This window comes from Fibrobacter sp. UWB16 (assembly GCF_900215325.1).
In the GTDB taxonomy this organism is placed as follows: Bacteria; Fibrobacterota; Fibrobacteria; order Fibrobacterales; family Fibrobacteraceae; genus Fibrobacter.
Map to the genome: position 1 here is coordinate 1,038,469 of NZ_OCMS01000002.1, position 24,645 is coordinate 1,063,113.

At 47.4% G+C, this 24,645-nt stretch carries 18 protein-coding genes and 1 tRNA gene; 12 read left to right on the forward strand and 7 right to left on the reverse strand.

Annotation, left to right across the window (positions count from 1 at the left end):
• Positions 1-22 precede the first annotated feature (22 nt).
• Positions 23-1,141, reverse strand: a complete 1,119-nt coding sequence (locus CRN95_RS09680) for a DUF2914 domain-containing protein (RefSeq protein ID WP_088629689.1) — start codon at positions 1,139-1,141, stop codon at positions 23-25.
• Between the two features lie 190 nt (positions 1,142-1,331).
• Between CRN95_RS09680 and CRN95_RS09685 the strand changes: the two genes are divergently transcribed.
• Together CRN95_RS09685 and CRN95_RS09690 are read left to right on the forward strand one after the other, a co-directional pair.
• Positions 1,332-3,026, forward strand: coding sequence for a proline--tRNA ligase (locus tag CRN95_RS09685; RefSeq protein ID WP_088629688.1), 1,695 nt, complete (start codon positions 1,332-1,334; stop codon positions 3,024-3,026).
• Positions 3,027-3,212: 186 nt separating this feature from the next.
• Positions 3,213-4,505, forward strand: a complete 1,293-nt coding sequence (locus tag CRN95_RS09690) for a PAS domain-containing protein (protein WP_088629687.1) — start codon at positions 3,213-3,215, stop codon at positions 4,503-4,505.
• A gap of 343 nt (positions 4,506-4,848) precedes the next feature.
• Here the strand turns inward: CRN95_RS09690 and CRN95_RS09695 are convergent, their stop codons facing one another.
• Positions 4,849-7,377 carry a GH36-type glycosyl hydrolase domain-containing protein gene (locus tag CRN95_RS09695; protein WP_088629686.1) on the reverse strand — a complete coding sequence of 843 codons (2,529 nt, stop codon included), beginning with the start codon at positions 7,375-7,377 and terminating at the stop codon, positions 4,849-4,851.
• 227 nt (positions 7,378-7,604) lie between these two features.
• Positions 7,605-8,201, reverse strand: coding sequence for a PadR family transcriptional regulator (locus CRN95_RS09700; protein ID WP_088629685.1), 597 nt, complete (start codon positions 8,199-8,201; stop codon positions 7,605-7,607).
• A gap of 164 nt (positions 8,202-8,365) precedes the next feature.
• On the opposite strand from CRN95_RS09700, the gene CRN95_RS09705 reads away from it, so the two are divergent.
• From CRN95_RS09705 to CRN95_RS09725, 5 genes are all read left to right on the forward strand, one after another.
• Complete coding sequence (locus tag CRN95_RS09705) at positions 8,366-10,942, forward strand: response regulator (RefSeq protein ID WP_159462298.1); 2,577 nt, start codon at positions 8,366-8,368, stop codon at positions 10,940-10,942.
• 51 nt (positions 10,943-10,993) lie between these two features.
• Positions 10,994-11,671, forward strand: coding sequence for a hypothetical protein (locus CRN95_RS09710; RefSeq protein ID WP_097020736.1), 678 nt, complete (start codon positions 10,994-10,996; stop codon positions 11,669-11,671).
• A gap of 6 nt (positions 11,672-11,677) precedes the next feature.
• A complete protein-coding gene (locus CRN95_RS09715) occupies positions 11,678-13,372 on the forward strand; it encodes a M3 family oligoendopeptidase (RefSeq protein ID WP_097020737.1) in 1,695 nt (564 codons plus the stop codon).
• Between the two features lie 183 nt (positions 13,373-13,555).
• Positions 13,556-13,640, forward strand: a tRNA-Ser gene (locus CRN95_RS09720).
• Between the two features lie 23 nt (positions 13,641-13,663).
• Positions 13,664-13,978: a hypothetical protein gene (locus tag CRN95_RS09725; RefSeq protein WP_097020738.1), complete on the forward strand. Its 315-nt coding sequence runs from the start codon at positions 13,664-13,666 to the stop codon at positions 13,976-13,978.
• A gap of 253 nt (positions 13,979-14,231) precedes the next feature.
• On the opposite strand, the gene CRN95_RS09730 is transcribed toward CRN95_RS09725, so the two are convergent.
• Positions 14,232-15,389 carry an RICIN domain-containing protein gene (locus CRN95_RS09730; protein WP_088629680.1) on the reverse strand — a complete coding sequence of 386 codons (1,158 nt, stop codon included), beginning with the start codon at positions 15,387-15,389 and terminating at the stop codon, positions 14,232-14,234.
• A gap of 143 nt (positions 15,390-15,532) precedes the next feature.
• Between CRN95_RS09730 and CRN95_RS09735 the strand changes: the two genes are divergently transcribed.
• From CRN95_RS09735 to CRN95_RS09745, 3 genes are all read left to right on the forward strand, one after another.
• Complete coding sequence (locus CRN95_RS09735) at positions 15,533-15,916, forward strand: DUF4398 domain-containing protein (protein WP_088629679.1); 384 nt, start codon at positions 15,533-15,535, stop codon at positions 15,914-15,916.
• Between the two features lie 12 nt (positions 15,917-15,928).
• A complete protein-coding gene (locus CRN95_RS09740; RefSeq protein ID WP_235002977.1) occupies positions 15,929-16,810 on the forward strand; it encodes an OmpA family protein in 882 nt (293 codons plus the stop codon).
• Positions 16,811-16,986: 176 nt separating this feature from the next.
• A complete protein-coding gene (locus tag CRN95_RS09745; protein WP_088629678.1) occupies positions 16,987-17,985 on the forward strand; it encodes a class II fructose-bisphosphate aldolase in 999 nt (332 codons plus the stop codon).
• A gap of 66 nt (positions 17,986-18,051) precedes the next feature.
• Here CRN95_RS09745 and CRN95_RS09750 read toward each other — a convergent pair whose 3' ends face one another.
• On the reverse strand, positions 18,052-18,285 hold the full coding sequence (locus CRN95_RS09750) for a hypothetical protein (protein WP_097020739.1): 234 nt from the start codon (positions 18,283-18,285) through the stop codon (positions 18,052-18,054).
• Positions 18,286-18,338: 53 nt separating this feature from the next.
• Here CRN95_RS09750 and CRN95_RS09755 point away from each other — a divergent pair, with 53 nt between their 5' ends.
• Both CRN95_RS09755 and CRN95_RS09760 read left to right on the forward strand, forming a co-directional pair.
• Entirely contained in the window at positions 18,339-19,154 is an 816-nt protein-coding gene (locus CRN95_RS09755) for a hypothetical protein (RefSeq protein WP_088629677.1), read from the forward strand.
• A 50-nt stretch (positions 19,155-19,204) separates the two neighbouring features.
• Complete coding sequence (locus CRN95_RS09760; protein WP_235002978.1) at positions 19,205-19,441, forward strand: zinc ribbon domain-containing protein; 237 nt, start codon at positions 19,205-19,207, stop codon at positions 19,439-19,441.
• Between the two features lie 67 nt (positions 19,442-19,508).
• On the opposite strand, the gene CRN95_RS09765 is transcribed toward CRN95_RS09760, so the two are convergent.
• Together CRN95_RS09765 and CRN95_RS09770 are read right to left on the reverse strand one after the other, a co-directional pair.
• On the reverse strand, positions 19,509-23,492 hold the full coding sequence (locus CRN95_RS09765) for a response regulator (RefSeq protein ID WP_088629675.1): 3,984 nt from the start codon (positions 23,490-23,492) through the stop codon (positions 19,509-19,511).
• Positions 23,489-24,574 carry an HD domain-containing phosphohydrolase gene (locus CRN95_RS09770; protein ID WP_235002979.1) on the reverse strand — a complete coding sequence of 362 codons (1,086 nt, stop codon included), beginning with the start codon at positions 24,572-24,574 and terminating at the stop codon, positions 23,489-23,491. The genes CRN95_RS09765 and CRN95_RS09770 overlap by 4 nt, the downstream gene beginning before the upstream one ends.
• Positions 24,575-24,645 lie beyond the last annotated feature (71 nt).

The following is a 24,645-nucleotide window of genomic DNA, read 5'->3' on the forward strand; positions in this document are numbered from 1 at the left end:
TCGCGCTTTAATATACATATTTTTAGCGTAGGGAATCACGGACAAAACCTTTTTTAGGCATTCCTTCAAGCACTTTAAATGAAGTCGAACCGATAACAGCCCCATCTTTATATGCTGTTTCTACACGATAATCCCCTGTTGGGATATTTTTCTTTTTGGAATAGCTGCGATACCCAGCATCTCGCCCTCCACGAATGACCATTCGACTCGACGAAATCTTATCCGTCAACTTAAATTTTCCCGTAGAAGGTTCTTTGTAGTACCATCGGAATTCAACAGGGGCCTTGAGCTCTGCCGGGCCATAGACCGACGACATAAAATAAATTTCGTCCCCTTCATCTTTATGGATAGTCGCCTGACTAAAGCCATTCCGTTGCCAAAAATTGAGCCGATCAGCATCACACGAGTATGTTTCGTTATCAAAGTTCTTGCAGACAATTTGCTGTTTCAGAACTAGCGGAACAGGCGGAATCCAATTGACGATATAGGCAATAGAAAGCAAGACGCTTATAGCGACAGGAGCAATCAAGACTCGCTTATGGCGTTCCGATTTAAACCAAAGTAAATAACAGATTGCAGCAGAAACAAACGTACTTAAAAAGAACCAGAAAGCCCCCATCCCATGAACCAAATGCGGAATTAAAAAATTAAAGAACATCGTTCCAAGCAGGCAAAAGAACGCAAGGCTTACGCCAAATTTTTCATATTTCTTTTTCAAGAATTCATTTCCAACTAGGAGCGCAACTAGGATTAATACGATGATAAACGCTGCAATAGAACCGGAGCTTTTGAAATAGCAAATGACAAGCGCACTATAAAGGTTACCAAAGCAAAATTGCACAGCCCAGGTCAATCGATCAATCCAAGACGAATCCCATTCGTGATTCAAGACTCTGCTAAAAAAAGATGATTCTACATCAATTTGATTTTCATCTTTGACAACACTTTTTGAGGCAATAAAAAATATCGAAACTAAAGCAAGCAAATAATAGAACGACAAGAAAATCAAATCGCTCCCATAGACCTTACTCCCGATAGTCATCGAGTCCCAGCTAAATCCACCCAAAAATGCTACAGCCGGGATAAACTTTTCAAGTTTTTGAACTGCGGCTTTTTCCCGCAATCTGTCTAAAAATTCCATGATAGCAAAATAAAAAAAATCCCATAAAGATTAATAATCTTTCGTCTCTCGCCTTTGCACATTCACTTCGTTCATGTGCCAAACGCTAGCCTCGGCCATAACAATACAAGTATTGTTTCGGCACTCGACTTACGCATTTGTCGTCTATTTTCTACATTTACGCCGTAAAAAATTTTAAAAGGCAAAAACAATGAAACTCTCCAAGTACTTTTACGTCACGCTCCGCGAAACGCCGAGCGATGCCACCATGCCCTCCCACATCTTCCTCATGCGCGGCGGCTATATCAAGCCTGTTTCTACCGGTATCTATTCCATGATGCCGATCGGTTACCGCGTCATCCAGAAGATCGTAAACATCATCCGCGAAGAAATGAACAAGATTGGCGGTATCGAAGTGGATCTCCCGGTGGTGCAGACCGCTGAACTCTGGAGCGAATCGGGCCGTTACCAGGCTATTGGCGAAGAACTCCTCCGCTTCAAGGATCGCAACAACCACAACATGGTGCTCGCCATGACGCACGAAGAAGCCATGACCGACCTCGTGCGCTACGTGCTCAACAGCTACAAGCAGCTGCCGGTGATGCTCTACCAGTTCAAGACCAAGTACCGTGACGAAGCCCGTGCCCGTGGCGGTCTTATCCGCGTCCGCGAATTCTTGATGAAGGATGCTTACAGTTTCCACACCAGCCAGGAAGACCTCGACCGTCACTACCAGGAAGAATACGACGCCTACCTCCGCATCTACCGTCGCGTGGGCATTGAACCGGTGGTGGTGCAGAGCGATACGGGTATCATGGGCGGCAAGGTCGCTCACGAATTCATGCTGGATACTCCGAACGGCGAAGACTACTTGATCCTTTGCAAGAAGTGCGGCTACCAGGCCAATCGCGAAATCGCCAAGTTCCAGCGTGTGCCGTTCAAGGGCGACGAAAATGCAGCTCTCGAAAAGGTCGCTACGCCGAACAGCGAAAGCATCGACGAACTCACCAAGTTCCTGAACGTGCCTGCCGAATCGACCGCCAAGTGCGTGTTCTTCGACTTCGAAGGCAAGCTCATCACGGTTGTGGTTCCGGGCAACCTCGATGTTTCCGAAATCAAGCTCCACAACCTCTTGAAGGCCAAGGAACTCTATCCGGCTGAAGACAGCCTCATCAAATCTTGCGGCATGGTTCCGGGCTTTGCTTCCCCGATTAACGCTCACGACACGCGCATCATTGTCGATGAAGCTATCGCTGATTCCTTCGACCTCGTCACCGGCGCAAACGAAGAAGGCTATCACTTCAAGCATTGCAACCCGAAGCGCGACTTCCCGAAGTTCGAAGTGGCGGACATCGCAGAAGCTTCCGAAGTTTGCAAGTGCCCCTGCTGCGGCGAACTCCTCACCGAAACTCGCGGCATCGAAATGGGCAACATCTTCAAGCTCGGCACCAAGTTCTCAGAATCCATGGGCGCCAAGTTCCTCACCGCCGAAAAGACGACCGCTCCGGCCATCATGGGCTGCTACGGCATTGGCGTGGGTCGCTTGATGGCATCCGTCGTGGAAAACAGCCACGATGACTTCGGACCGATCTGGCCCAAGTCCATCGCTCCGTTCCAGGTGGAAATCGTCCCCATCGGCAAGGAAGCCGAACTCATGGAACTCGCTGAAAAGTTCGAAAAGGAACTTGAAGCCGCCGGCATCGACGTGCTCGTGGACGACCGCGACGAACGTCCGGGCGTGAAGTTCAAGGACGCCGACCTCTGGGGTTCTCCGGTGCGCATCGCCATCGGCAAGAAGGGCCTCGCAAACGGCGAAGTCGAATGGAAGTTCCGCAACGAAAAGCAGTTCACCATGGTCAAGGTCGAAGACGTCATCGCCAAGGCCAAGGAATACTTCGCAGAATAAGACGAAAGAACGCCCGCATTAGCGGGCTACAGACGAGAGACGAAAGCGTGTACAGATGTCATGCCGCACTCTGTTGCGGCATCGCCATTTCAACACAGACTTTTAAATTGCAAGCCTGCCATCGTGGCAGGCTTTTTTCTTTGCTCTATTGTCCCACCCCTGTAAAATTGATTATCTTATAAACGTATGATGAACTCGATTGACTGGTCTGTGGGTTGGTGCTATGTCTGCACCGTACTCTTGCTATTATTAATTGTCACCATTTTGCTGTTGCTCGACTACTGGAAAAGGCAAAAGCTTTATACGCTTTTCGCGGGCAACCTCGGTGAGTTCATCGTCGTACTTTCCGACAAGTTTGAATTTATCAGTTCTCTGCCGCAGTTCATGTCGGACCCGCTCTTTGACAACTTGAGCAAGGACCGCTTGTTCCGAGACATTCTTCCGCCAAAGGACTGGGCTCGCCTTAAGCTTTACTTCGATGACATTGACAAGCACCCTGAAATGCCGTTTATGTTCTCGTACAAGCGCGATGATGGTACTACGCTCTGGTTTGAAATGCGATGCCAGCACCAGCGTCTTTCGATGGACGAATCTCGTTATATCTGCTTGATTAAGAATATTTCGAACACCGTCGAAAACCAGCACCGCCTAGACGAAGCCGAAACAAAGCTCAAGTCCTTGCTCCGCAATACCGGCGATTTCCTGTGGAAATTCGATTTCGAAAGCCGACAGCTCTTTTTGCTCACACCGATGATGGACGATGACTACCGCGACGTTCCTCGCTCTGGCGGCGTTGTCGATATCGAATCGCTCATGCCAGAAGACGATTTCAAGTTGCTTGAACGCGTGATGAACGAATGCATGATGAAGGCCGGTGGCGAAGCCGCTTATGATGACAAAGGGCACTTGCTCGATGAACAAAGCCAGCTCAACCGCCTCGCCAATGAAAACGCCCGCTTCGGCACGCTCAAGATTCGTTGCTGGAACAGTGAAAAGAACCTCGTGTGGTACGACTTCCGTGGCCACCTCGCCCCCGATGATGAAGACCGCATTGTGATGATGGGGTCTGCCCGCCGTGTTGAAACATCCCCAGAAATTCCGTTCCTCATGAAAAGCGGCGTCGAGGAATCTTTGATAAATTCACTTTTCAACTTCCCAAACATCGGTATTTTCTGGGTCGACCGCAACTTCACCATTCTCGGCTGCAACAACGCGTTCGCCACAGATTCTGGCTTTGCCAAAACGGACGAAGTCGTCAATCAATCTTTGAAAGACGTCATCTCCGTCAAGTACCTTCCCTATTACGATTCCATGATCAGGGACGTATTCGATAACGGCTCGCCCAAAAGCTGGAAGGGTAAATTTGATGATAGCAATCTAATTTGTACCATCAACGTGGTTCCCATGCTTAAATCGCTTCTCAAATCCGGTTATACCGTAAGTCGTGTACTTTGCGTTTATATGCGAATTTCAGGATAAAACGCCTTTAAGTATAAATTCAAAATTCCATTGCGAACACAACGGGAATTTTTGTATAAAAAACACCAGCCTCGTAAGAGACTGGCGCTTTTGAAATGTTCAAGATTCTCCGAGAAGGAGGAGCCCGCTCGATGGCGGGCATGACATCCTCATTCAAGAAATACAGAGAGCAAAAAAAGTCTGCCTCGTTTGAAGCAGACCTAACATTTCGAATTTGGATTAGAACGAATCTTCTCATTCAAGAAACACAGAGAGCCTAGCGAGAGCAGGAAAGATCGCCCGTAGCGTAGTTTCCTACGTGAGGGCGAGATTGACGAACTATCGCGACGGCTATATGTGTTTCTTAACCCAAAGTGACTTCGACCTTGTGCACACCCTTCGTAAAGATCGGAGCGACGTTGGAATCGATTTCCTGACCGTCAACAACCATCTTTGCAACGCCCTTGCAGACGTGATCCGGGTTCTTCACCGTGATCTGGTAAGTAGCACCGCGGAACTTACGGGTAGCTTCGAAGCCAGCCCATGCGCTCGGGATGCAAGGATCGACAACGAGACCGTTGAAGCTTGCGCGGATACCGAGGATGAACTGCGTTGCTGCCTGGTAAGTCCAAGTAGAAGTACCGGAGAGCCATGCGTTACGGCCCATACCGAACTGCTTGTGTTCGTCACCGAGGATGTTCTGCGGATAGCAGTACGGTTCAGATTCGAACACGTCAAGGATGCCATTCTTGGAAGCCGGGTTGATCTGGTTATAATACTGGAATGCGTTGTCGCCACGGCCGAGGATCGTTTCGGCAATCATCACCCACGGGTTCGTGTGGAGGAAGATACCGCCGTTTTCCTTTGCTCCAGGAGGATAGGTGGAGATGCCACCGACAGCCGGTTCAAAGCCACGGTAACCCGGAGTAGAGCTCTTCACACCGTACTTGGTGTTGAGAAGCTTGTTCAAGCTGTCCATGCCCTGCACTGCGCGGTCGCCGAAAGCGATGCCAGCGATGACCGGCCAGGACTGGCCGTTGCAGTAAATCTTGCCGTACTTGGCAGAGGAAACACCGTAGCCGTTGCCGTCCTTGTCGAACCAACGAGTCCACCACTTGCCGTCCCAAGCGCTGTCGTTGAATGCCTTCTTGACATCTTCGTACCAGCCCTTGTACATTTCAACGGCTTCCTTGTCGCCGAGAGCTTCTTCAATGCCCATCATTTCGAGCAATGCCTTAGCGTACAAAGCAGTGTTGAACGTAGATTCTGCACCGAGCGGGAGGTTCATGCAGTCGTTCCAGTCGGCAAAGCCGAGGAGCGGGAGGTTGTGCTGACCGAGGTGTTCGCGAGTGAACTTGAGAGCGCGCTTCAAGTGTTCGAGAACAGTGCCCTTCGGACGTTCAGCATGCTTCTTGCCTGCAACGTAGAACGGAATTTCTTCGTTGAGGAGGTCCATCTTGCCGGTTTCCTTGAGGTAGGTAGCGACAGTGAGGACGATCCAGAGGTGGTCATCGCCGTACCAGTCAGCGTATGCCGGATTGCCGTTAGCGTCGAGAACGCCAGCCTTTTCGCGGGAGTCACCGGCGTTAGCTTCGTTACCCGTGTCTTCAGCAAGGGCGAGCGGAGCGTACTGGTGCATAGCGTTACCTTCCGGACGCTGCACGGAGATGAGGTTCTTGGTGAGAACGAGAGCTTCTTCAGGCATGTGGCTCATGACGCCCATGAGGTCCTGAGTAGAGTCACGGTAACCGATACCGCGGCTGGTGCCGTAGCCCAACTGATAGAGGGACAAGTAGCGGCTCCAGTTCTTGGTGGTGTGGCACTGACGCGGGTTGTGCACATTCACCATCGTGTTAAAAGATGCATCCGGGGTCTTGACCTGGATCGTGGAGAGGTAGTTTTCCCAGAACTTTGCGAGTTCTTCGAAAGCCTTGTCCACGTTCTTGAGATCGCGGTACTTCTTGATAGCCTTGGCTGCAACCTTGAGGCTCTGTTCCTGACCGAGCTGGGTGCAGGTACGGAAAGTCTTCTTGGCAGCGATCTTGCCAGCGTGGATCATGAGAGCGGCAATGTTGTCGCCACGGTCGCATTCGCTGTTAGCAAGTTCCTTGTTCTGGAGGCTGAGCGGATTTGCCCAGGAACCCATTTCGTTCTGGCCGAGGAATACGCGGCGGTCACCATCGAAGGAACCAACCTTGCAGTCAGCAGTAACGTAGTTCACGGCGTAGTCACGCTTCATGTAAGCGTACTGTTCCAAAACAACGTGGCCGTCCTTTTCCCAGTGGCCCTTGAGGGTCATGGTCTGCGGAACCCAGTCGGCGTTCGTGAGCTGCTTTTCAGCTTCGAAGTGGCTGAATTCATAAACCGGGATGATGTCCACTTCCTTAGAACCACCGGCGATGTTCGTCACCTGGATGTCCTGGAGGAGAGTGTTGGAGCCCGTCGGGACAAAAATCGTCACCTGAACGCGGAGGCCGTAAACTTCGGCAATCCAGCGCATGTAGGAAAGACCCACGTGGCATTCCCACTTGTCGAGCTTGACGAGAGTCGGAACGTAGAACGGGGAGAAAATCTTGTAGCTCTTGCCATCCTTGATACGGATGTAGATAGTGCTGGCCTTGAAGTCAGAGCACGGCATCTGTGCAATGTACTTGGTGATACGGTTGAGAGCCGGGTCGCCTTTGCAAACGAGAGTGCCGCCGGTCGTATCGACGATACCGCCGAAGTTGAGTGTACCGACGTAGTTGCACCACTTGATCGGGGTTGCCGGGGTGGTGAGCACGTATTCTTTTGCAGCGTCATCAAAGTAGCCATACTTCGGGGCAGCGACCTTAGCGGTCTTCTTTGCCGGGGCCTTCTTTGCAGCGCTCTTCTTCACTGTTTTTGTAGCCATTGTATCTCCGTTAGAGAGGGGGGTTAGTTAAAATCGTAAGTAGGAATTTGGAATCCAAAATTGCGAATCAGGGATTCGAAGTTCTGGATTCGGAAATATCCTTTAAACTTTTGCGGGGTAAATATAGTTTTTTATTTCGTCATTCTGAGCGAAGCGAAGAATCCAGTCAAAGAATGCACTGGATCCTTCCACCTACGGTGTCAGGATGACGAGTTTTCGTCTAAACTCTACTCATCAAACTTTTCGAAATCGCGGTTACCGAAATTGATATAGAAGTATCCACCGAGTTTCTTGCTACGGACCGGGTCGCGCAAAATGCCGATGGCAGCACGCACGTACTTGAGTTCCACAAGAATGTGGTCACGGCTCATGCAGTTGAGGAACGGTCCTTCGGGGTAAAGCGTCGGGCGCGGTTCTTCGGCAATCATCTTTTCAAGATTTTCGATTTCCTGAACCAGTCTACGTTCATGCACTTCGAGCGTACGGATAACTTCCTTGTTGTCGGCACCGTAGAGGAAAGCAAAACCAAGCGTACGCGGATCGTCATTGAAACCAGTCAAATGCTTCAGGACCTCTTTGCGGAGAACGTCCTTACCCTTGTCCGTGATGTTGAACACCATGCGTTCCGGGCGGTTTCCGTCGCGTTCGGAATGACCGACAATGCATTCATTCTTTTCGAGCGTTATCAGTCTATTATAAACGGTCGAAGTGCTAATCTTAGCCCAGCGGTCAAGTTCACGGTCACGAATCTCCGTGATGATATCGTACCCACTGCGTTCGTGTTCCAAAATAAGGCCGAGCAATACTAGATCGTAACGATTCATTTATATTCCTTGATTTTGCTACTATTCCAAGTTGGAATAATTGACTTAACAGAAAACTACATTATTTTTGCAAAAAAAATTAACCATCCCAAAAAAATCCGAAAAAAAATGATTTACATCGAGATTTAGTTATATTTCTAATGAAAAAAAGGCTGGGGAGCAACGTGCAAACTTTTCAAAAATCGCAAAAAAAGAATAATCGCTTAAAGCACTCCGTTATAAGGTTTGCTCCTCTTATCGTCGTCATTTACTTAGTCATTGCAGCATTTACGACATTCCAGGACGAAGACCGAACGGCAGTTGCGGCACGAAACAAGGACTATATTAAAGATATCACCTTGGCCATGGCCGATAAAATCGACGACATTTTATCCAACTCCCTCAAATCAATCGAAGCACTCGCAAAGCTCAGTTCAGATGTCATCGAAAACGGCCAGATGAACAGCGTTTTTCTAGCCGAACTCGAAAAGATGGTGCAATTCGACCATGTGCAATTCATCGATACGAACGGAATAGCTCAGATGTCATCGGGCGAAAAAATGGAATCCGCAAACAAGCCTTACTACATCGAGGGGATGAACGGCAACAGCGGTATTTCTGTCATAATGCCAACAAACACATCAATGGCCTACATTCTTTTTTATGCCCCCGTATTCAACCACGATAAAATCATCGGCATCCTCACCACCTCGTTTGACGAAAATACAATCAAGAGACTTCTCGATTACAAGGTTTACGGCGCACACGCATCAGCAGGCATCGTAAACGTCGAAGGCAAAAGTTTCATCGCTCTAGAAACCATGAAAATCCATCAAACTTCGATTCAAGGTCTCCCCCGCGACAACTTCAAAAGTTTTCTCTACACATCAAAATTTGACGAAGAAAACCGCAACAACATCATCCGCGCTTACGCAACACGCACCCAATCACATTACAAATACCAAGGTTCATCCGATGAAATTCACGGTTACATAGCTCCGCTGCGCACAGTCCCTTTAAGCGTTTATTCAAACTTTCCTATCGAGGCCGCCAAAAGTCTTTATTCCATGGGCATCCAAGCCGGCCGCACTTTGCAGTTTTTGCTCATTTGCATATTCGGTAGCTACATAGCCTACCTCATGATCGTGCAAATTATTATCAGGCGCAAGGAAGCACGCCAAAAGCGCCTCGAAAGCTACATCGCCAAAGCAGAAAACGCCATCGCAAGAGCAATGATCTTTGTCGATGCCGAGAAAGGAACCTTCGAAGACCTGTCCTTCATGCCAATGCCATTCCCCAAAACAGGGAATCTCGAAAATCTAAAAGAAGGCTTCATCCGCTACAATGACGATATGCAAAACGGAGAGGAGTTTAGAAACTTCTTCGAAGTCGTCATCAAAGAACGCAAGGTTCTCAACCGCATACCAAGTGTCGTATTCTGCAGTACCCAGCCTGATGGATCCAAAGAATATATCACAATGGTCTATATCCCTGTAGAAGTTAAGAGCAACCTTGTTCACAAAGGAATTATTTTATTTAGAAATATCACTACAGAGAAATCAAAAGAAATCGAAGCGAACAAAAAGCTTTCTCAAGCCCTAGCCGCAGCACGTGATGCAAGTAATGCCAAGACGACATTTCTGTTCAACATGTCCCATGACATCCGAACCCCAATGAATGCAGTCATGGGCTTTACCGCAATGGCCAAAAAGCACATCACAGATACAGAAACCACCAAGAAATATCTGGACAAGATCGATATTGCCGGCAAGCAGCTTTTGTCATTGGTAAATCAGGTTCTCGAAATGTCTCGAATAGAATCTGGAAAGATTCTTCTAAACGAACAGAAATGCGACCTAGAAAGCATCATCAAAGCAATATCAACCACATACGGAACACATGCAGAGTCCAAGGGAATCCTGTTCTCGGCAACAATTTCAAATGTTATCCATAAGTTTGTTCTAGTTGACGCAGACCGCCTCAACCAAATTGCAGCAAATATTATCGGCAACGCCATCAAGTACACAAAAGAAAACGGAACAATCACATGTTCATTCAGCGAACAGGAATGCGACCGCGAAGGCTACGGGCTTTACACGCTTACCGTAGAAGATTCAGGTATCGGAATGAGCCAAGACTTTTTGGAGCACATCTACGACGAGTTTACTCGCGAAAGGTCTAGCACAGTCAGCCGAATCCAGGGAACAGGCCTAGGCATGACGATTGTAAAAAAGCTCACCGATCTCATGGAAGGCACAATCCATATTGAATCCCAAATCGGACAAGGGACAAAGATTTCCGTAATCTTACCAATCAAGTGGTGCGATGACCTTCATCCTGAAAACTCCGAGCAGAAAACGGTTACGACCATCCCTCTTAACGGAATGAAGGTTCTGCTTGTCGAAGATAACGAAATGAACCGCGAAATTGCAGAAGAAATTTTGACCGAGAACGGCCTTGTCGTCGATACGGCAAATGATGGAGACATCGCCGTCGATAAAGTGCGCAAAGCACCAGCAGGCACTTATGAGCTCATCTTGATGGATGTGCAGATGCCTCATATGAACGGTTACGAAGCCACTAAGGAAATCCGCAAGTTAAGCGACCCTGGCAAGTCAAGCATTCCAATTATCGCCATGACCGCAAACGCCTTCGAAGAAGATAAGAAAAATGCACTTGCAGCAGGGATGAACAGCCATCTGGCAAAGCCTATCGATGTTCAAAAGCTCATACAAACGCTTAGTGACTTTAAACAGAACTGACAAAGAAACAAATATTTTATTATAATAAGGACATGAAGAAAAGGAGATAATATGAAAACCAAATTCTCACACCTTACTCTATCATTCGTTATCGCAGGTGTTCTCGCACTTGTCGCAACAACCTTCACCGGCTGCTCGCTCTTCAAGAAGATTCAGGCAGCTAAAGTCCTCATCCAGACAAAAATGGAATACAAGGACCTCACCTTCGATAACGTCGATGTTTACGAGGACGTTATGGAACTCGTGAATAACGGAATGGACGGTTTCTTGCCGAACCCGAAGGCCGTTATGCTGGTCAAGGACTTGTCTCAGAACATCATCAACAAGAGCCTCGGTAATGCAAACTTTGACGTTTACCTGAACGCCAACAACACAACCAAGGATACCTTGTGGATCAACAAGCTCCAGATCGAAATCAAGTTCGATACGCTTGTGACTGTTCCGCTGACACTCAAAGACACCGTCAGACTTGCTCCGGGTGACAACGACTTGCACTTCAATGCTGCGTTCCCTCTGGACGCCAATGTCTTTAAGATTAACCAAATCACGTACTACGGCATTGCCGGCTTTATCGACGTATCCCTCACCGAAGGTGGCGAACCGGTCACTCAGGACTTCGAAATCAAGAGAGACGTAAAGCCTGAAGACGTCGAAAAGCTCCAGAACCTCGTCCGCGACAGATTGTTCGATCTCCTCGTGAACAAATGGCTCGGAAAAATTATTAAATAATAGCACATGAAAAAACGCAACTTTGTTCCGGAGAATTTGAATCCGGATGATGAAAAAGAAATCTCTAAACTATATCGCGCTCTCTTGCAGCGCGATATTCCTGTAAACGTTGAAACCCTCCGTCAATGGGTAATGGACTGGAGCGAACTGGAATCGGTACTCGGTGAAGTTAGCTCTAGACGTTACGTAGCCATGACCTGCGATACCCGCGACGAAAAGGCAGCCAAGGCTTATTCAGATTTTGTCGAAAATATTCAGCCGCTCATGATTGAATACGATGACAAGCTGAACAGGAAGCTCATGGCGCACCCGTCCAAGGACGCACTCAAAGGCGAATTTGGCGAATGGCTCAAGGGCGTGCAAGTTTCTCTAGACTTGTTCTCCCCCGACAACATTCCTCTTGAAACCGAAGAGAACAAGGCTATTCAGGCCTACCAGAAAATCACTGGTGGCATGAGCGTCGAATTCGACGGCGAAGTCAAGACCATGCAGCAGCTCGCTGCCTACATGGAAAAGACTGATAGAGATCTCCGCGAACGCGCCTGGCGAGCCATGTGGGAACGCCGCCTCCAGGACAAAGAAGCGTTAGACAATTCTTACGATAAGTTGTTCGAAATTCGCAAGCAGATTGCCAAGAATGCTAACTGTAAGGATTTCATCGACTACATCTTCCTTGCAAAGCACCGTTTCGACTACACTCCGGCAGACTGTGAAGCTTTCCACGAAAGCATCGAGAAATTCGTACTGCCGTTGCAGAAAGAAATGTACAAGCGCCGCGCCAAGAAGATGGGACTTGATCGTTTGCGCCCGTGGGACTTGGATGTCGATCCGCTGAGCAGACCACCTCTCAAGCCGTACCAGAGCGGTGACGAGCTGATTGAAAAAGTCGATTCCATTTTTGAAAGCATCCATTCGCAAGCCGGCAAGTGGGCTCGTGAAATGCAGGCGAAAAAGCTTATCGATCCGGATTCCAGACTGGGCAAAGCTCCGGGCGGATACCAGATTGGTTTTGATGAAAGCCGCCTCCCCTTCATTTTCATGAACTCCGCCAATACGGACCGCGACATTTACACGTTGTTGCATGAATCCGGCCATTCGTTCCATCAGTTTGCACTTGCAAACCAGCCGATTTTTGCTTACCGCGATGTTCCTGCTGAATTTGCCGAAGTCGCAAGCATGAGTATGGAACTCATCGGCATGTCGAACTTGAAGCCGTTCTACGGTGACGACCACGAAGCGATTGTCCGCAGCACCGAAGGCGAACTCGCCGACGTGATTTGGTTGTTCCCGTGGGTGGCAAGCATCGACAGCTTCCAGCATCGTCTGTACAACTTTCCGACGCACACCGCCGAAGACCGCAGCGATATCTGGAGCGAAATCATGGACCGTTACGATGCAGGCGTGGATTACAGCGGACTTGAAGCCGTTCGCCGTAACCTGTGGCAAAAGCAGCTCCATCTCTTCGAATGCCCGTTCTACTATATCGAATACGGCATCGCACAGATTGGCGCTTTGCAGGTCTGGGCAAACTTCAAGAAGGACCCGCAAAAGGCAATCGACGACTTGTTCAAGGCCGAAAGCCTGGGCAGCAGCCGTCCGATTCCAGAACTCTTCGCTACGGCCAACATCAAGTTCGATTTCACGCCCAAGACGTTAGAACCCTTGATGCAAGTTGTGTGGGATGAGCTTGGTAAATTATGAATTCGGAATTAGGATGGATGAATTGATTCTCTAGCATGCCCGCCTCCGTGCGGGCATCTTCTTTTTCCTAAAACCTAATACCAGACACCTAAAAAATCAAAAAAAATGAAATTTTTTTCGTTTTTTCGCCCATATCCCTTGACAAAGCAAAAATAAAAAGTTATAATTGGCGCACATCCTAATGGAGGGATGGCCGAGTGGTTGAAGGCGCACGCTTGGAAAGCGTGTTTACCTTACGGTAACGAGGGTTCGAATCCCTCTCCCTCTTCTAAAAATTTTTCGAGGTACCTAATGGCTGAATCTCAAAGAGTTTATCTTGACGATATTTATGCTAGTGAAGAATGCCAGGGTTCGGTTTTCCGCGCCGTTGTCATGATGGCTCACGAAGCCCGCTTCATTAACAATCAGTCCAAGCAAGGTTACATTCAGCTCACTCAGAAGCCGACAACTATTGCTATGAACCGTTTCAAGGAACATAAGCTTACGATGGTTGAAAAGGGCGTTAATGACGTGACTGAAGATGCAGTAAAGGCATCCGTTGCAGAAGTTGCTCCGACTGCTGAAGCTGTTGCAGAAGCAAGCGAAGCCGCAACTGACGCATTCTAATCTTCGAAAAATAAGATTTCAAAAGAGACCGCTTTCGAGCGGTCTTTTTTTGTTTTGTCGTCATAATGATTCATCACCGTCATACTGAGTAGCGAATAGTCGCGAAGTATCCAAAGCTGAACAAAGTCATGCCCGGCACGGACCGGGCATCTCCCATTTATTAACGAGAAGGAGATTCCCGCTTTCGCGGGAATGACAAAAAAAACTACTCCGGAGAGTCGGAATTTTTAGATTACAGGCATCACCCTTTCAATTAATTTCTTTTCAAGATTCTCGACGTTACACCGCGACGAATTTGGCCGGCAGCACGCCCTAAAGCGTCAAACAATCGCTCCGGCACAGAAACATCCGAAATCTTATTAGGAATTCTTCGCTTGGCAATAGACACCGGCCCATCCTTTGAAGAGGTGTCCTGCCCAGCTTCTACAATCTGCCAAGTGAAATCGGGCTGCGGTTCCGAGCTTACAGATAAAACCAACTTATTCTGAACCACATTTTTTCCAACAGCCTGCAAATAAAGTCCGCTTTTGAAATTTTTGAGGAAAAAGACATTCGGCATGTTTGCTCTAGGCGCACCAGCTTTTTCAAACACGTAACGCTGGTGAGCACCGCCGTTGTAACCGTAAGTCGAAGCGACAACGCCCGCCGCCGTCGATTCGTTCGGGATATCGACCACGCGGTTCCCGAGCTGGATGCGGTAAGTAACAGGATTCTCGCCTACCGAATAAATTTTCACGAAAGTAGCCGAATCAGTGCAGCTCATCAATTCAAGAGCATTAGATGACGTAATCCCCATGCAAGTTTTTTCATCGAGGAGAGACACGACCCTCCCCTGCATGTAGAACGCTTCCTTGAAGATGTCTTGATACATGGCGTTCACGATTTTTACGTGATTGATCAAATCCTGTTCGGAATGGACTTCGCTCTTGTAATTGATGCCATATGGCCAGAAATGCTGGCTATCGCCCTTGAGTACGGCATCCGGACCATCAATTTCCTTGATAAGCGCTTGGGCTTTTTCGCCCAGGAACACGCCATCCTTAAACATAGCCTTGTATTCCGAGGTCGTACCCATGCCCATGGTATGCGCCATTTCGTGCATGGCAGTGCCCACATACATATAATTGCGATCCTTACCAAAACGTAAGTCGCCATTGCTGCTCGCTTCAGCTGTAGGAACGCCCGTGCTGTAGTAAACTTCGATATGCTTTGAAAGGTCTGAATATTTATTGTACAGGAATACCGCCGAATCCATCGCCGCCGTAATATGTTCGTAGGCGTCCAGTTCGTCCTGGGTAGGGTTCGCTGATTTATTCAAATGGTATTCAACGTTGCCGGCAAAAACGCTAGACAACGGAAGCAGGAAGGAGAAAATTCCTATAAAACTTGATTTTTTTACAAAAAGATTCATAAAAAACCTTCCTATACACACTTTCAATCTACACAAATACCTATATATATGCAAGTAAAAAAAGTTTTCGTGAGAATGAAAGAACTTTTTAACAAACCAAAATGTAATTTTAACGCGGAATATCAATCATAGGAGAAGCCCCAATGAAGGCTAAAATATTCGCATGTTGTTCTGCCCTTGCTCTCGTAGCCCTCACCGGCTGTTCGAGCAGCCAAAATGCTGTCAACCGTTCTCTTGGCCAGGCCGAAGCGACCCGCACGCTCGCCAGCGACACAGAACTTGACAAAAACATCACATCAAGCGCAAACTCCAAGCTTGAAAATGCCAAAGCTCTCAAGAAAGATGGCAAAGAAGAAGAAGCACAGGCTCTTGCAGAACAGAGTGAACTCGAAATGCGACTCGCTATAGCCAAGTCCGAAAACGAAATGGCCAAAAACGAAGACAAGAAACTCGAAGAAGCCCTCCGCGCAGATGAAGAACGCAAGGAACTGTATCAGAGCGTTCTCAACAAGGAAACTAAGAAGTAAGGAGCCGCAAAGATGAAGAAGATTTTGACACTCGGCACACTCGCCCTCGCTGCCACCATGAGCTTTGCTGAAGAAGCTCCCTCCGTCACTCCAGTGGACCAGTGCCGCCTTGCCCTCGACAACGCCAAGGCATCGCTCCCGGCAAACGCCTACTCCGCAAAGCTTACACTCGCCGAAGGTTACGGCACGTTGAGCGCCCTCGAAACAATCTATGCAGACGATGACGATTCCAAGCTCATCCCGACCGTCTTGGAAAACTGCAACAAGTATGCAGAAATCGCCAAGCTCCAGGGTGAAACGCAGGCCGTCCGCAACCACATTGCTGAAAACTGGGAAAGGCGCGCTGCCACGAACCGCACCATCGAAGCCATCCAGGAACAGATTGGCAACGCCCGTAGCGGTAAGGTCTTGGACCTCGAAGCCGAAAAGCAGGCCATTAAGGCCCAGAAGGACAAGCTCGAAGCAAGCAAGCAAGAAGCTATGGACAAGCTGAACGCCCTCCAGTCCCAGATGATCCAGGTGACAAAGGACGCTCGCGGCATCATCCTCTCGATGTCTGACATTTTGTTTGAAATCGGCCAGGCCTCCTTGAAGACCGACCTCAAGACAAGCCTTGCAAAGATTGCCGGTATCCTCTCCGTTTACCAGCAGTTCGACGTCTCTATCGAAGGCAACACCGACAACGTCGGTTCCGAAGAATTCAACTTGAAGCTTTCTCAGCAGCGCGCCGAGAACGTGATGAACTTCCTCGTGGAACAGGGCATTGCCGAAAACCGCCTCTCCGCCAAGGGGCTTGGCATGTCGATGCCGATTGCCGACAACGCCACCAAGGAAGGTCGTCAGAAGAACCGCCGCGTGGACCTCGTCATCACCGACAGAACGCAGAAGAAGTAATTCGGAATTATTTTGGAGTCATCCCGGCCTTAGTGCCGGGGTCTCTTTTTATACAGGAAAAATCATCAACTTTTTGATAGAAAAGCCTTTTAATCGAGCCTATTTTTTCTAAATTAAGGCATGTAACTTTTAAACCGGCGGCGCAAGTCGCCAATCAAAAACAAGAGGTAAAACAAATGGCAGTTTCTTACAAGGAACTCGGCTTGGTTAACACCAAGGAAATGTTTGCTAAGGCAGTTAAGGGTGGCTATGCTATCCCGGCTTTCAACTTCAACACCATGGAACAGATGCAGGCCATCGTGCAGGCCGCCGTTGAAACCAAGTCTCCGGTGATCATGCAGGTCTCTAAGGGTGCTCGTAACTACGCTAACGGCACCATCCTCCGCTACATGGCTCAGGGTGCTGTTGAATACGCCAAGGAACTCGGCTGCGCAAATCCGCAGATCGTGCTCCACCTCGACCACGGTGACTCTTTCGAACTCTGCAAGGACTGCATCGACAACGGTTTCTCTTCCGTGATGATCGACGGTTCTGCTCTTCCGTACGAAGAAAACATCGCCCTCACCAAGAAGGTTGTTGAATACGCTCACGCTCACGACGTTACCGTCGAAGCTGAACTCGGTGTTCTCGCCGGTGTTGAAGACGAAGTTGCTTCTGAAGTTTCTCACTACACGAAGCCGGAAGAAGTGATCGACTTCGCTACCCGTACGGGCTGCGACTCCCTCGCTATCTCCATCGGTACTTCTCACGGTGCATACAAGTTCAAGCCGGAACAGTGCACTCGTAACGCTCAGGGCAAGCTCGTTCCGCCTCCTCTGGCATTCGACGTGCTCCACGCCATCGAACAGAAGCTCCCGGGCTTCCCGATCGTTCTCCACGGTTCTTCTTCTGTCCCGCAGGACGAAGTTGATACGATCAACGCTCACGGCGGTAAGCTCCCGGATGCAGTTGGTATTCCGGAAGAACAGCTCCGCGAAGCTTCTCGCTCTGCTGTCTGCAAGATCAACATCGACTCTGACAGCCGTCTCGCTATGACTGCCGCTATCCGTAAGTATTTCGACGAACATCCGGAACACTTCGACCCGCGCCAGTACCTCAAGCCGGCTCGTGAAAACATGAAGAAGATGTACATGCACAAGATCGTGGATGTGCTCGGCTCCAACGACAAGCTCTAATGAGATGCGGCTCGGCCGCATTGCGTAAAAGCTTTACAAAACCGCTAGGCAATCCGCCTGGCGGTTTTAATTTTTTGATGAAACAAGAATTACAATTATTCCAATAACAGATACGGATGCCGCAGCAATCCCAACCTTCGTTATTGTTGAAGCGGCTTCTGATTTCGCATTTTCTTCAGCAACACATTCTTCGTATTGCGTCTTTTCCGCAGAAATAGCAGAACAATTTGTCGAAGCGCACCCAAGCAAGTTACAACAAAGAATTGCAGACAAAAAAGTAAACACAAACGATTTGACCATGGAATGTAATATAAAAACTTTTGTTATATTAAAAGCAAATTAAAAAGGATTTTATGTTTATGCTCGGAAAGTGCAATCTTTTATTTTTTATTTCAGCTGTTCTTTTAACTTTGGGTTCCGTCGCTTCGGCAAACAAATGCACGGAAGCTTTTTTCAATGCGCAAGCACATTCAATTTTTAATCAAGAAAGCAATTTGCGCTTAGACTCTATTTATTACAGCCAATCACCAGCTGGATGGAATGGAAAAAAATATTTTTATAACGAATCGCAAATTGAAAAGGTTGTGGTTGACTTTGTAAACAACGTGATGCCACCCGCTTATTGGTTCTTTTATAGAGATACAAATGAAACCGTTATAAATCAAAAGGACTTTTACGAATATATTGACTCCACTTACAGAAAACAGGATACTTTGTTCCACTATTTAAAAGCATACTATAAAACGGAATACGCATATACATGGATCATTAAGATAACGACAGATTATTACAGTGAAAAAAGGATTTACGAAGATGAGACAGATTTATTAGAATCATTTTTTAAGCAGGACACGATAATAGAAATAAACCATTCCAACTACAATACAGATTCATCTTCAGTAGAAAAAACATTTTACATCGCAGACATTAATGATGACAACAAATGCTATGGATACGATGAACAGCTAAATCTTCTATACACATTTACATACAGCACCACTGAGAACGGGTTTTCTTTAAAACAAAAAAACGGCGACAATTACATCGAATTATTCGTTATCAATGAAGATAAAAATATTACTTCCCTCCGTAAAACGGTAAAGCCCGTCAAAATCGCCCCCAAAGCCCGTTACTTCGACCTTCTGGGACGATTCAAGTTCACAAAATAATACTGGATCCTTCACGGCTACCGCCGTTCAGGATGACACATCGGTCTATTATGATTTGTCCTCATTGCGGCGCCGAACTGAAACAAGGCGCAACCTTCTGCCCCCACTGCGGGAGCGACAAGAACACCGGCTGGAAAGAGGGCGCTGAATACAGCGACCTTGACCTCCCCGACTACGATGAAATCGTCGAGAATGAATTCGGCGAAAAGAAGAAAAAAGCAAGCCCGCTTGCCATTGCAGCCGCCATCATTGTCGCACTTGCATTTATCGCGACTATGATTTTCTGATAAAACAAGATGGAGATGCCCGCATCCTTCGGCTTCGCTCAGGACAGGCTCCGGCGGGCATGACATTTTAGATGTTAGACGACAACGTCTCTTCCAAGCTCTTGAGGGTTTCTTCAGCAGCGGAGAAGTCGTAATCGTCAATTTGATTACGCAGTTTCTGCAAAAGAGATTCCTGTTCCTGCGAGAACATGATTTCGTCGAGCGAATCGAGAATTCGCTTGCTGGCAGTAAGCGAACAAGACTCCACAGCCGGCTTGAGTTCTTCAAGCGCTTGAGTGAGCTTGCTTATAGCTTCAGGATCCACATGCTTGATAATAACAGCTGCATTAGACTGCTCGGAAGCGATATTCTGCAAGACAATTTTCAAGTCGTCAATTAAATCTTCTAGTGCATCTACAAACGCATTGTATTCGCTGTAATTCTGCTCTTTCTTGAGGAGCGAATTTTCGAGCATCACGCCAAGCGTCTGCACATGATAAGAACCGATAGTCCCGCAAAGGCCCTTTATCGTATGGACAATGCGTGTCGACTCTTCATAGTCCCCACCTTCAAAAGCCTTCTTAAGCTTGATAGTTTCACTACTGTAATCGCGAACAAATCCCTGAATAATCTTAAAGTACAGATTCTTATTGTCATTAGCGTGATACAACCCAGCCGCAGCATCAAAGTTGCGGACTTTCTGGAACTGAGTAACCACGCTGTCATCCGTACTTACAGGCTTTAACTCTGGTTCGCTTACGCTCGCAACAACTGGCATTTTATCAGCGACAGGCAGATACTTGGCAAGTTCCGCATACAACAACATGGGGTCAATCGGCTTTGCAATATAAGAGTTCATGCCAGCCTTGATACAGTCATCACGGTCTTTCTGGAACGCTCTTGCACTCATGGCAATGATAGGAACATTCTTGAAATACTCATCAGAACGGTTGCGAATAGCCCTCGTCGCATCCAAACCGTTCATCACCGGCATCTGGATATCCATGAGCACAAGATCAAACGCATTTTGCTTGAGCAGCTCCAGCGCAATCTTACCGTTTGCAGCCACCATGGTCGCAAGCCCCACGCTGTTCAAAAGCGATACGGCCAGTTCCTGATTCATATCGTTATCTTCAACAAGCAGGATTTTAGCTTCCTTGAAGAAAATTTTATTCTTTTCGACCTTGGCGGGCTTCTGATACGTCAGCTTTTCTTCAAAAGCTTCCTGCATGGCACTAAGCAAGGAGCTTATCTGTAGCGGCTTTGCAGCGCAGCTATCGAAACCGATTTCAGCAGCCAGGTGATAATTGCGTTCATCGAAGTGAATGGGGTGCATGAGGATTTTCGGGATTTTCCTCATGTTTGCAGGCAAGCCTTGTACAAAATCAAAGCCATTCAAAAGTGGCATCTGGTAATCGACAATAAAGAGGTCATACGGAGTCTCCCCCGCCTCTTCATGAGCCTGGATCAAGTCAAGAGCCTCATCCACAGAAGCCGCTTCTTCAACAACGCAACGCAGTTTCGTCAAGTAATGTCTCAACACATCGCGTAGGCATTCGCAATCATCGACGAGCAAAACATTCTTGTTACGGAATGTCGTGACCGATTTCCACTTTGGCACAGCGGCCTGCGGCGCCATAGCAAGCATTATCGTAAAGAAGAACCTGGAACCCTTACCATATTCACTTTCAACTTGCAGTTCACCGCCCATGAGTTCCACAAGTGACTTTGAAATAACAAGGCCAAGTCCCGTTCCTCCGTATTTACGCGTAATGGATCCATCCGCCTGCGTAAAAGCATTGAACAAATGATGCAACTGATCATCAGTCATGCCGATGCCAGTATCAATCACACTAAACGAGAGTTTGACATTGTTCCCGACAACCTGTTCCTGCTTAATTTGAAGCGTAATACTCCCACTTTCAGTGAACTTTGTCGCATTATTGATGAGGTTTGTGAAAATCTGTGAAAGTCTAAGCGGATCCCCCATCAAGATTTCAGGAATTTCAGGATCGATATCGATAATCAATTCAATCGGGCGGCCAGCAATACGCACTTCAGCAAGGGCTGCCACTTCACCGATAATATCTTGCAGCACAAGCTGCGTGATTTCCAAGTCCTGTTTATTCGCTTCGATTTTCGAGAAGTCAAGAATGTTGTTAATAATGCCGAGCAAAGATGTTGCGGCATGGCTAATACGCTCTATAAATCCAAGCTGGCGTTCATCCAGTTTCGTTTCTTGAATCAAGTGAGCCATACCGATAATGGCATTCATTGGCGTACGGATTTCATGGCTCATGTTCGCCAAAAATTCGCTCTTTGCCTGAGTGGCGTGTTCAGCAATTTCACGGGCGGCAACAACTTCAGAAATATCAATCATCGAAAGCATGTAACCGACAATAGAATCCTGCACCTTGAGCGTACAGGCTTCGCCACGGAACCAAGTGTCCGTATGCGTATTGAGCGTCTGGAGCATGAATGTATCTTTCCAGACTCCTTGATTATCAAATGTCTTTTTAAGCGCTTCGACAACATCTTCGGGCATGCCACACTTCGGCAAGTTATCCAAAGGCTGTCCAATGACTTCTTTCCAGTCCGTCACAAGATAGCCGGCAAGTTGCCTGGACATGTACATGACTTTACGGTTCTTGTCAAAAATCACAAGGATGGAATTCCCTGCCGAGAGCATAATCGTATCTAGAATTGTATCCTTCTGGATGCCACTCGTTTCATCTGAAATCAAGAACAAATAGCGGATGGAACCGTCGTCTTCGACGAGGAACTGGAAAATAACTTTCCACCAGGCATCTTCCCCCGTACAGCTGCGAACCGGAATGATAATCTGGCGTTCGCTCGCATGCATTTCACCGCCCTTCGAGACCTTATAGACAAACTTTTTAAATTGTTCCGAGCGGAAATATTTCCAGAGGATTTGACCACGGATGTCGTTTCCATTATTGAAGAATTCTGCGATGTAGGCGCTCGCATGCAGGATATCAAAAGTATCGTTAGTAAGGACAAGCCTGAAATTATCACTCCCCAAAAGGGTCTCGAACATTGTACTGGAGCTGACGCTTTCGTTCAAGTCTTTTTGGATAAACAACTTGAAAAGGAATCTCACAATGAGCCATGTAAGGAATATCAGCGCCAAGACGACAAAAGCCACCACCACGATAATCGCATTTAGATTTTCTTGAACCTTTGCGACAACCTTATTTTTTTGAACAGCATGGATAACATAAAAAGGAGCGTTCTTTAAAGGAACGACCATGAATATCAGCTTACGATTTTGAACGTCAGTCTTTTCAAAGCGGGTCACCCCTTCATGGTCAAGGCTATCAAAAACAATATCCTCCTGCACCAAGTGCAATAGGCCTACAACGGTATCTGCAACAATATTATGCAAGCTGGTCTCGTACGGGAAATACGTAAACAGGCTATCGTTTTCGGTACTCACGAGCATCGTGATGCCACCGTCAATCCTTGCATATTCCCCCATCAACTGCCGAACTTTCTGTAAGTCGACATCAACAGCGACAGCCCCCATAAATTTGCGATTTTTCTCCCAAAGCGGATACGAGTAGGTCAGTACCCTTTTTTTGGCCATTTCATTGATTTCTGGCCCCGTAATGGCAAGCCCCTTGTGTCTTGAGGCTTCTAGGTACCAAGGCTTTACTCGAAATTCCTTTTTGCCTTCATCTAGCTTAAAATCCCTAGCCGATATATATTTGCCATTTTTGTTGCCGTAATAGGCATCGACAATAAACGACGAAGACTGCTGGTGCTTTTTTAGAATTTTCTTGATTTCTGTTTCTTTTGTATGCTGAAGAAGTTGCGGAAGAGGCTTGAACTGCTTTTCAAATTTGGAGAAAAACAATTCCATGTCTTGTACAGTCTTATCCTGAAACTTTGATTCAGAAGAACTGTACGACGAAGAAATCAACGTGGATTTAAGATAATTCGAAAATACAATCACCAACACGATGGTGAAAACAAGCATCGGGATCGTATAAACGAGCGAAATACGCCAACTGAGATGGCGTTTCTTTTCATTGATTGGACTTGGTGTCAATCCTTACATTCCTCAGAAGAAGAAGTGTCCTTGAACTGCTCGTATATTTCAGGAAGTTGCTCCGCTATCGATAAGAACGCATCGACGACATCCGGGTCAAACTGCGTCCCGCGGCCTTTGATGATTTCTTCAACCGCCACCTTGTGCGGGTATGGTTCCTTGTACGGGCGTTTCGATACAAGCGCATCGTAGACATCGGCAACCGCCATAATACGGGCGCCTATAGGAATATCGTTTTCTTTCTTGTGGTTCGGGTAACCTTCGCCATTCCAGTGTTCATGGTGGCCAAGAGCCATTTCAGCGGCGATACGCACCATTGGGCTATCGTGCAGTTCCTTGGTCGCCTCCTGCAACACATCGTAGCCCATCTGCGGGTGCTGCATCATGATTTCGCGTTCGTCTTGCGTGAGCGATCCCGGCTTGCGCAAGATGCGGTCATGAATGCCGACCTTGCCTATATCGTGAAGCGGAGCTGCAGTGGTGAGATTTTCAATATACTCCGGCGTAATCGTATCTGCAAACTTCGGATTTTTTTGCAGTTCTTCAGCAATGCGCTGTACAATAATTTGCGTCCGCTTGATGTGCTCCCCCGTTTCAGGATCGCGGTATTCGGCAAGCGAGCCAAGGCTTGTCAGCATCACCTTAAGCGTCCGGCGCAAATCTGCCGTTTTTTCATCAACAAGTTCGTGTAAGTGATCTCGCTGCTGCTTGAGCTGGAGTTGATTTTTGATTCGAAGCGTAACCAGAGCTGGATTGAACGGCTTGGTAATGTAATCGACGGCACCGAGATCAAGCCCAGTCTGCTCACTTTTGCTATCGGCCTTAGCCGTCAGGAATATGACAGGAATGCCCTGCAAGATGTTCTTTTCTCGCATGATTCTCAATGTTTCATAGCCATCCATTTCAGGCATCATGACATCGAGCAAAATCAGATCAGGGCGAATCTTTTCGGTGAGTTCAATAGCCTTTTTCCCATTGAGGGCAACACAAACGTCATAATCATTCGACAAAATACCTTCCAACACGTCAATATTCGTCTTGGTATCGTCTACAACTAAAATTTTTAAACGAGTGCGATCCATATTCATAATATACGTTAAATAATCTAATTATTACAACTCATTTTATTACACCATAGAACATAAAATAGTCT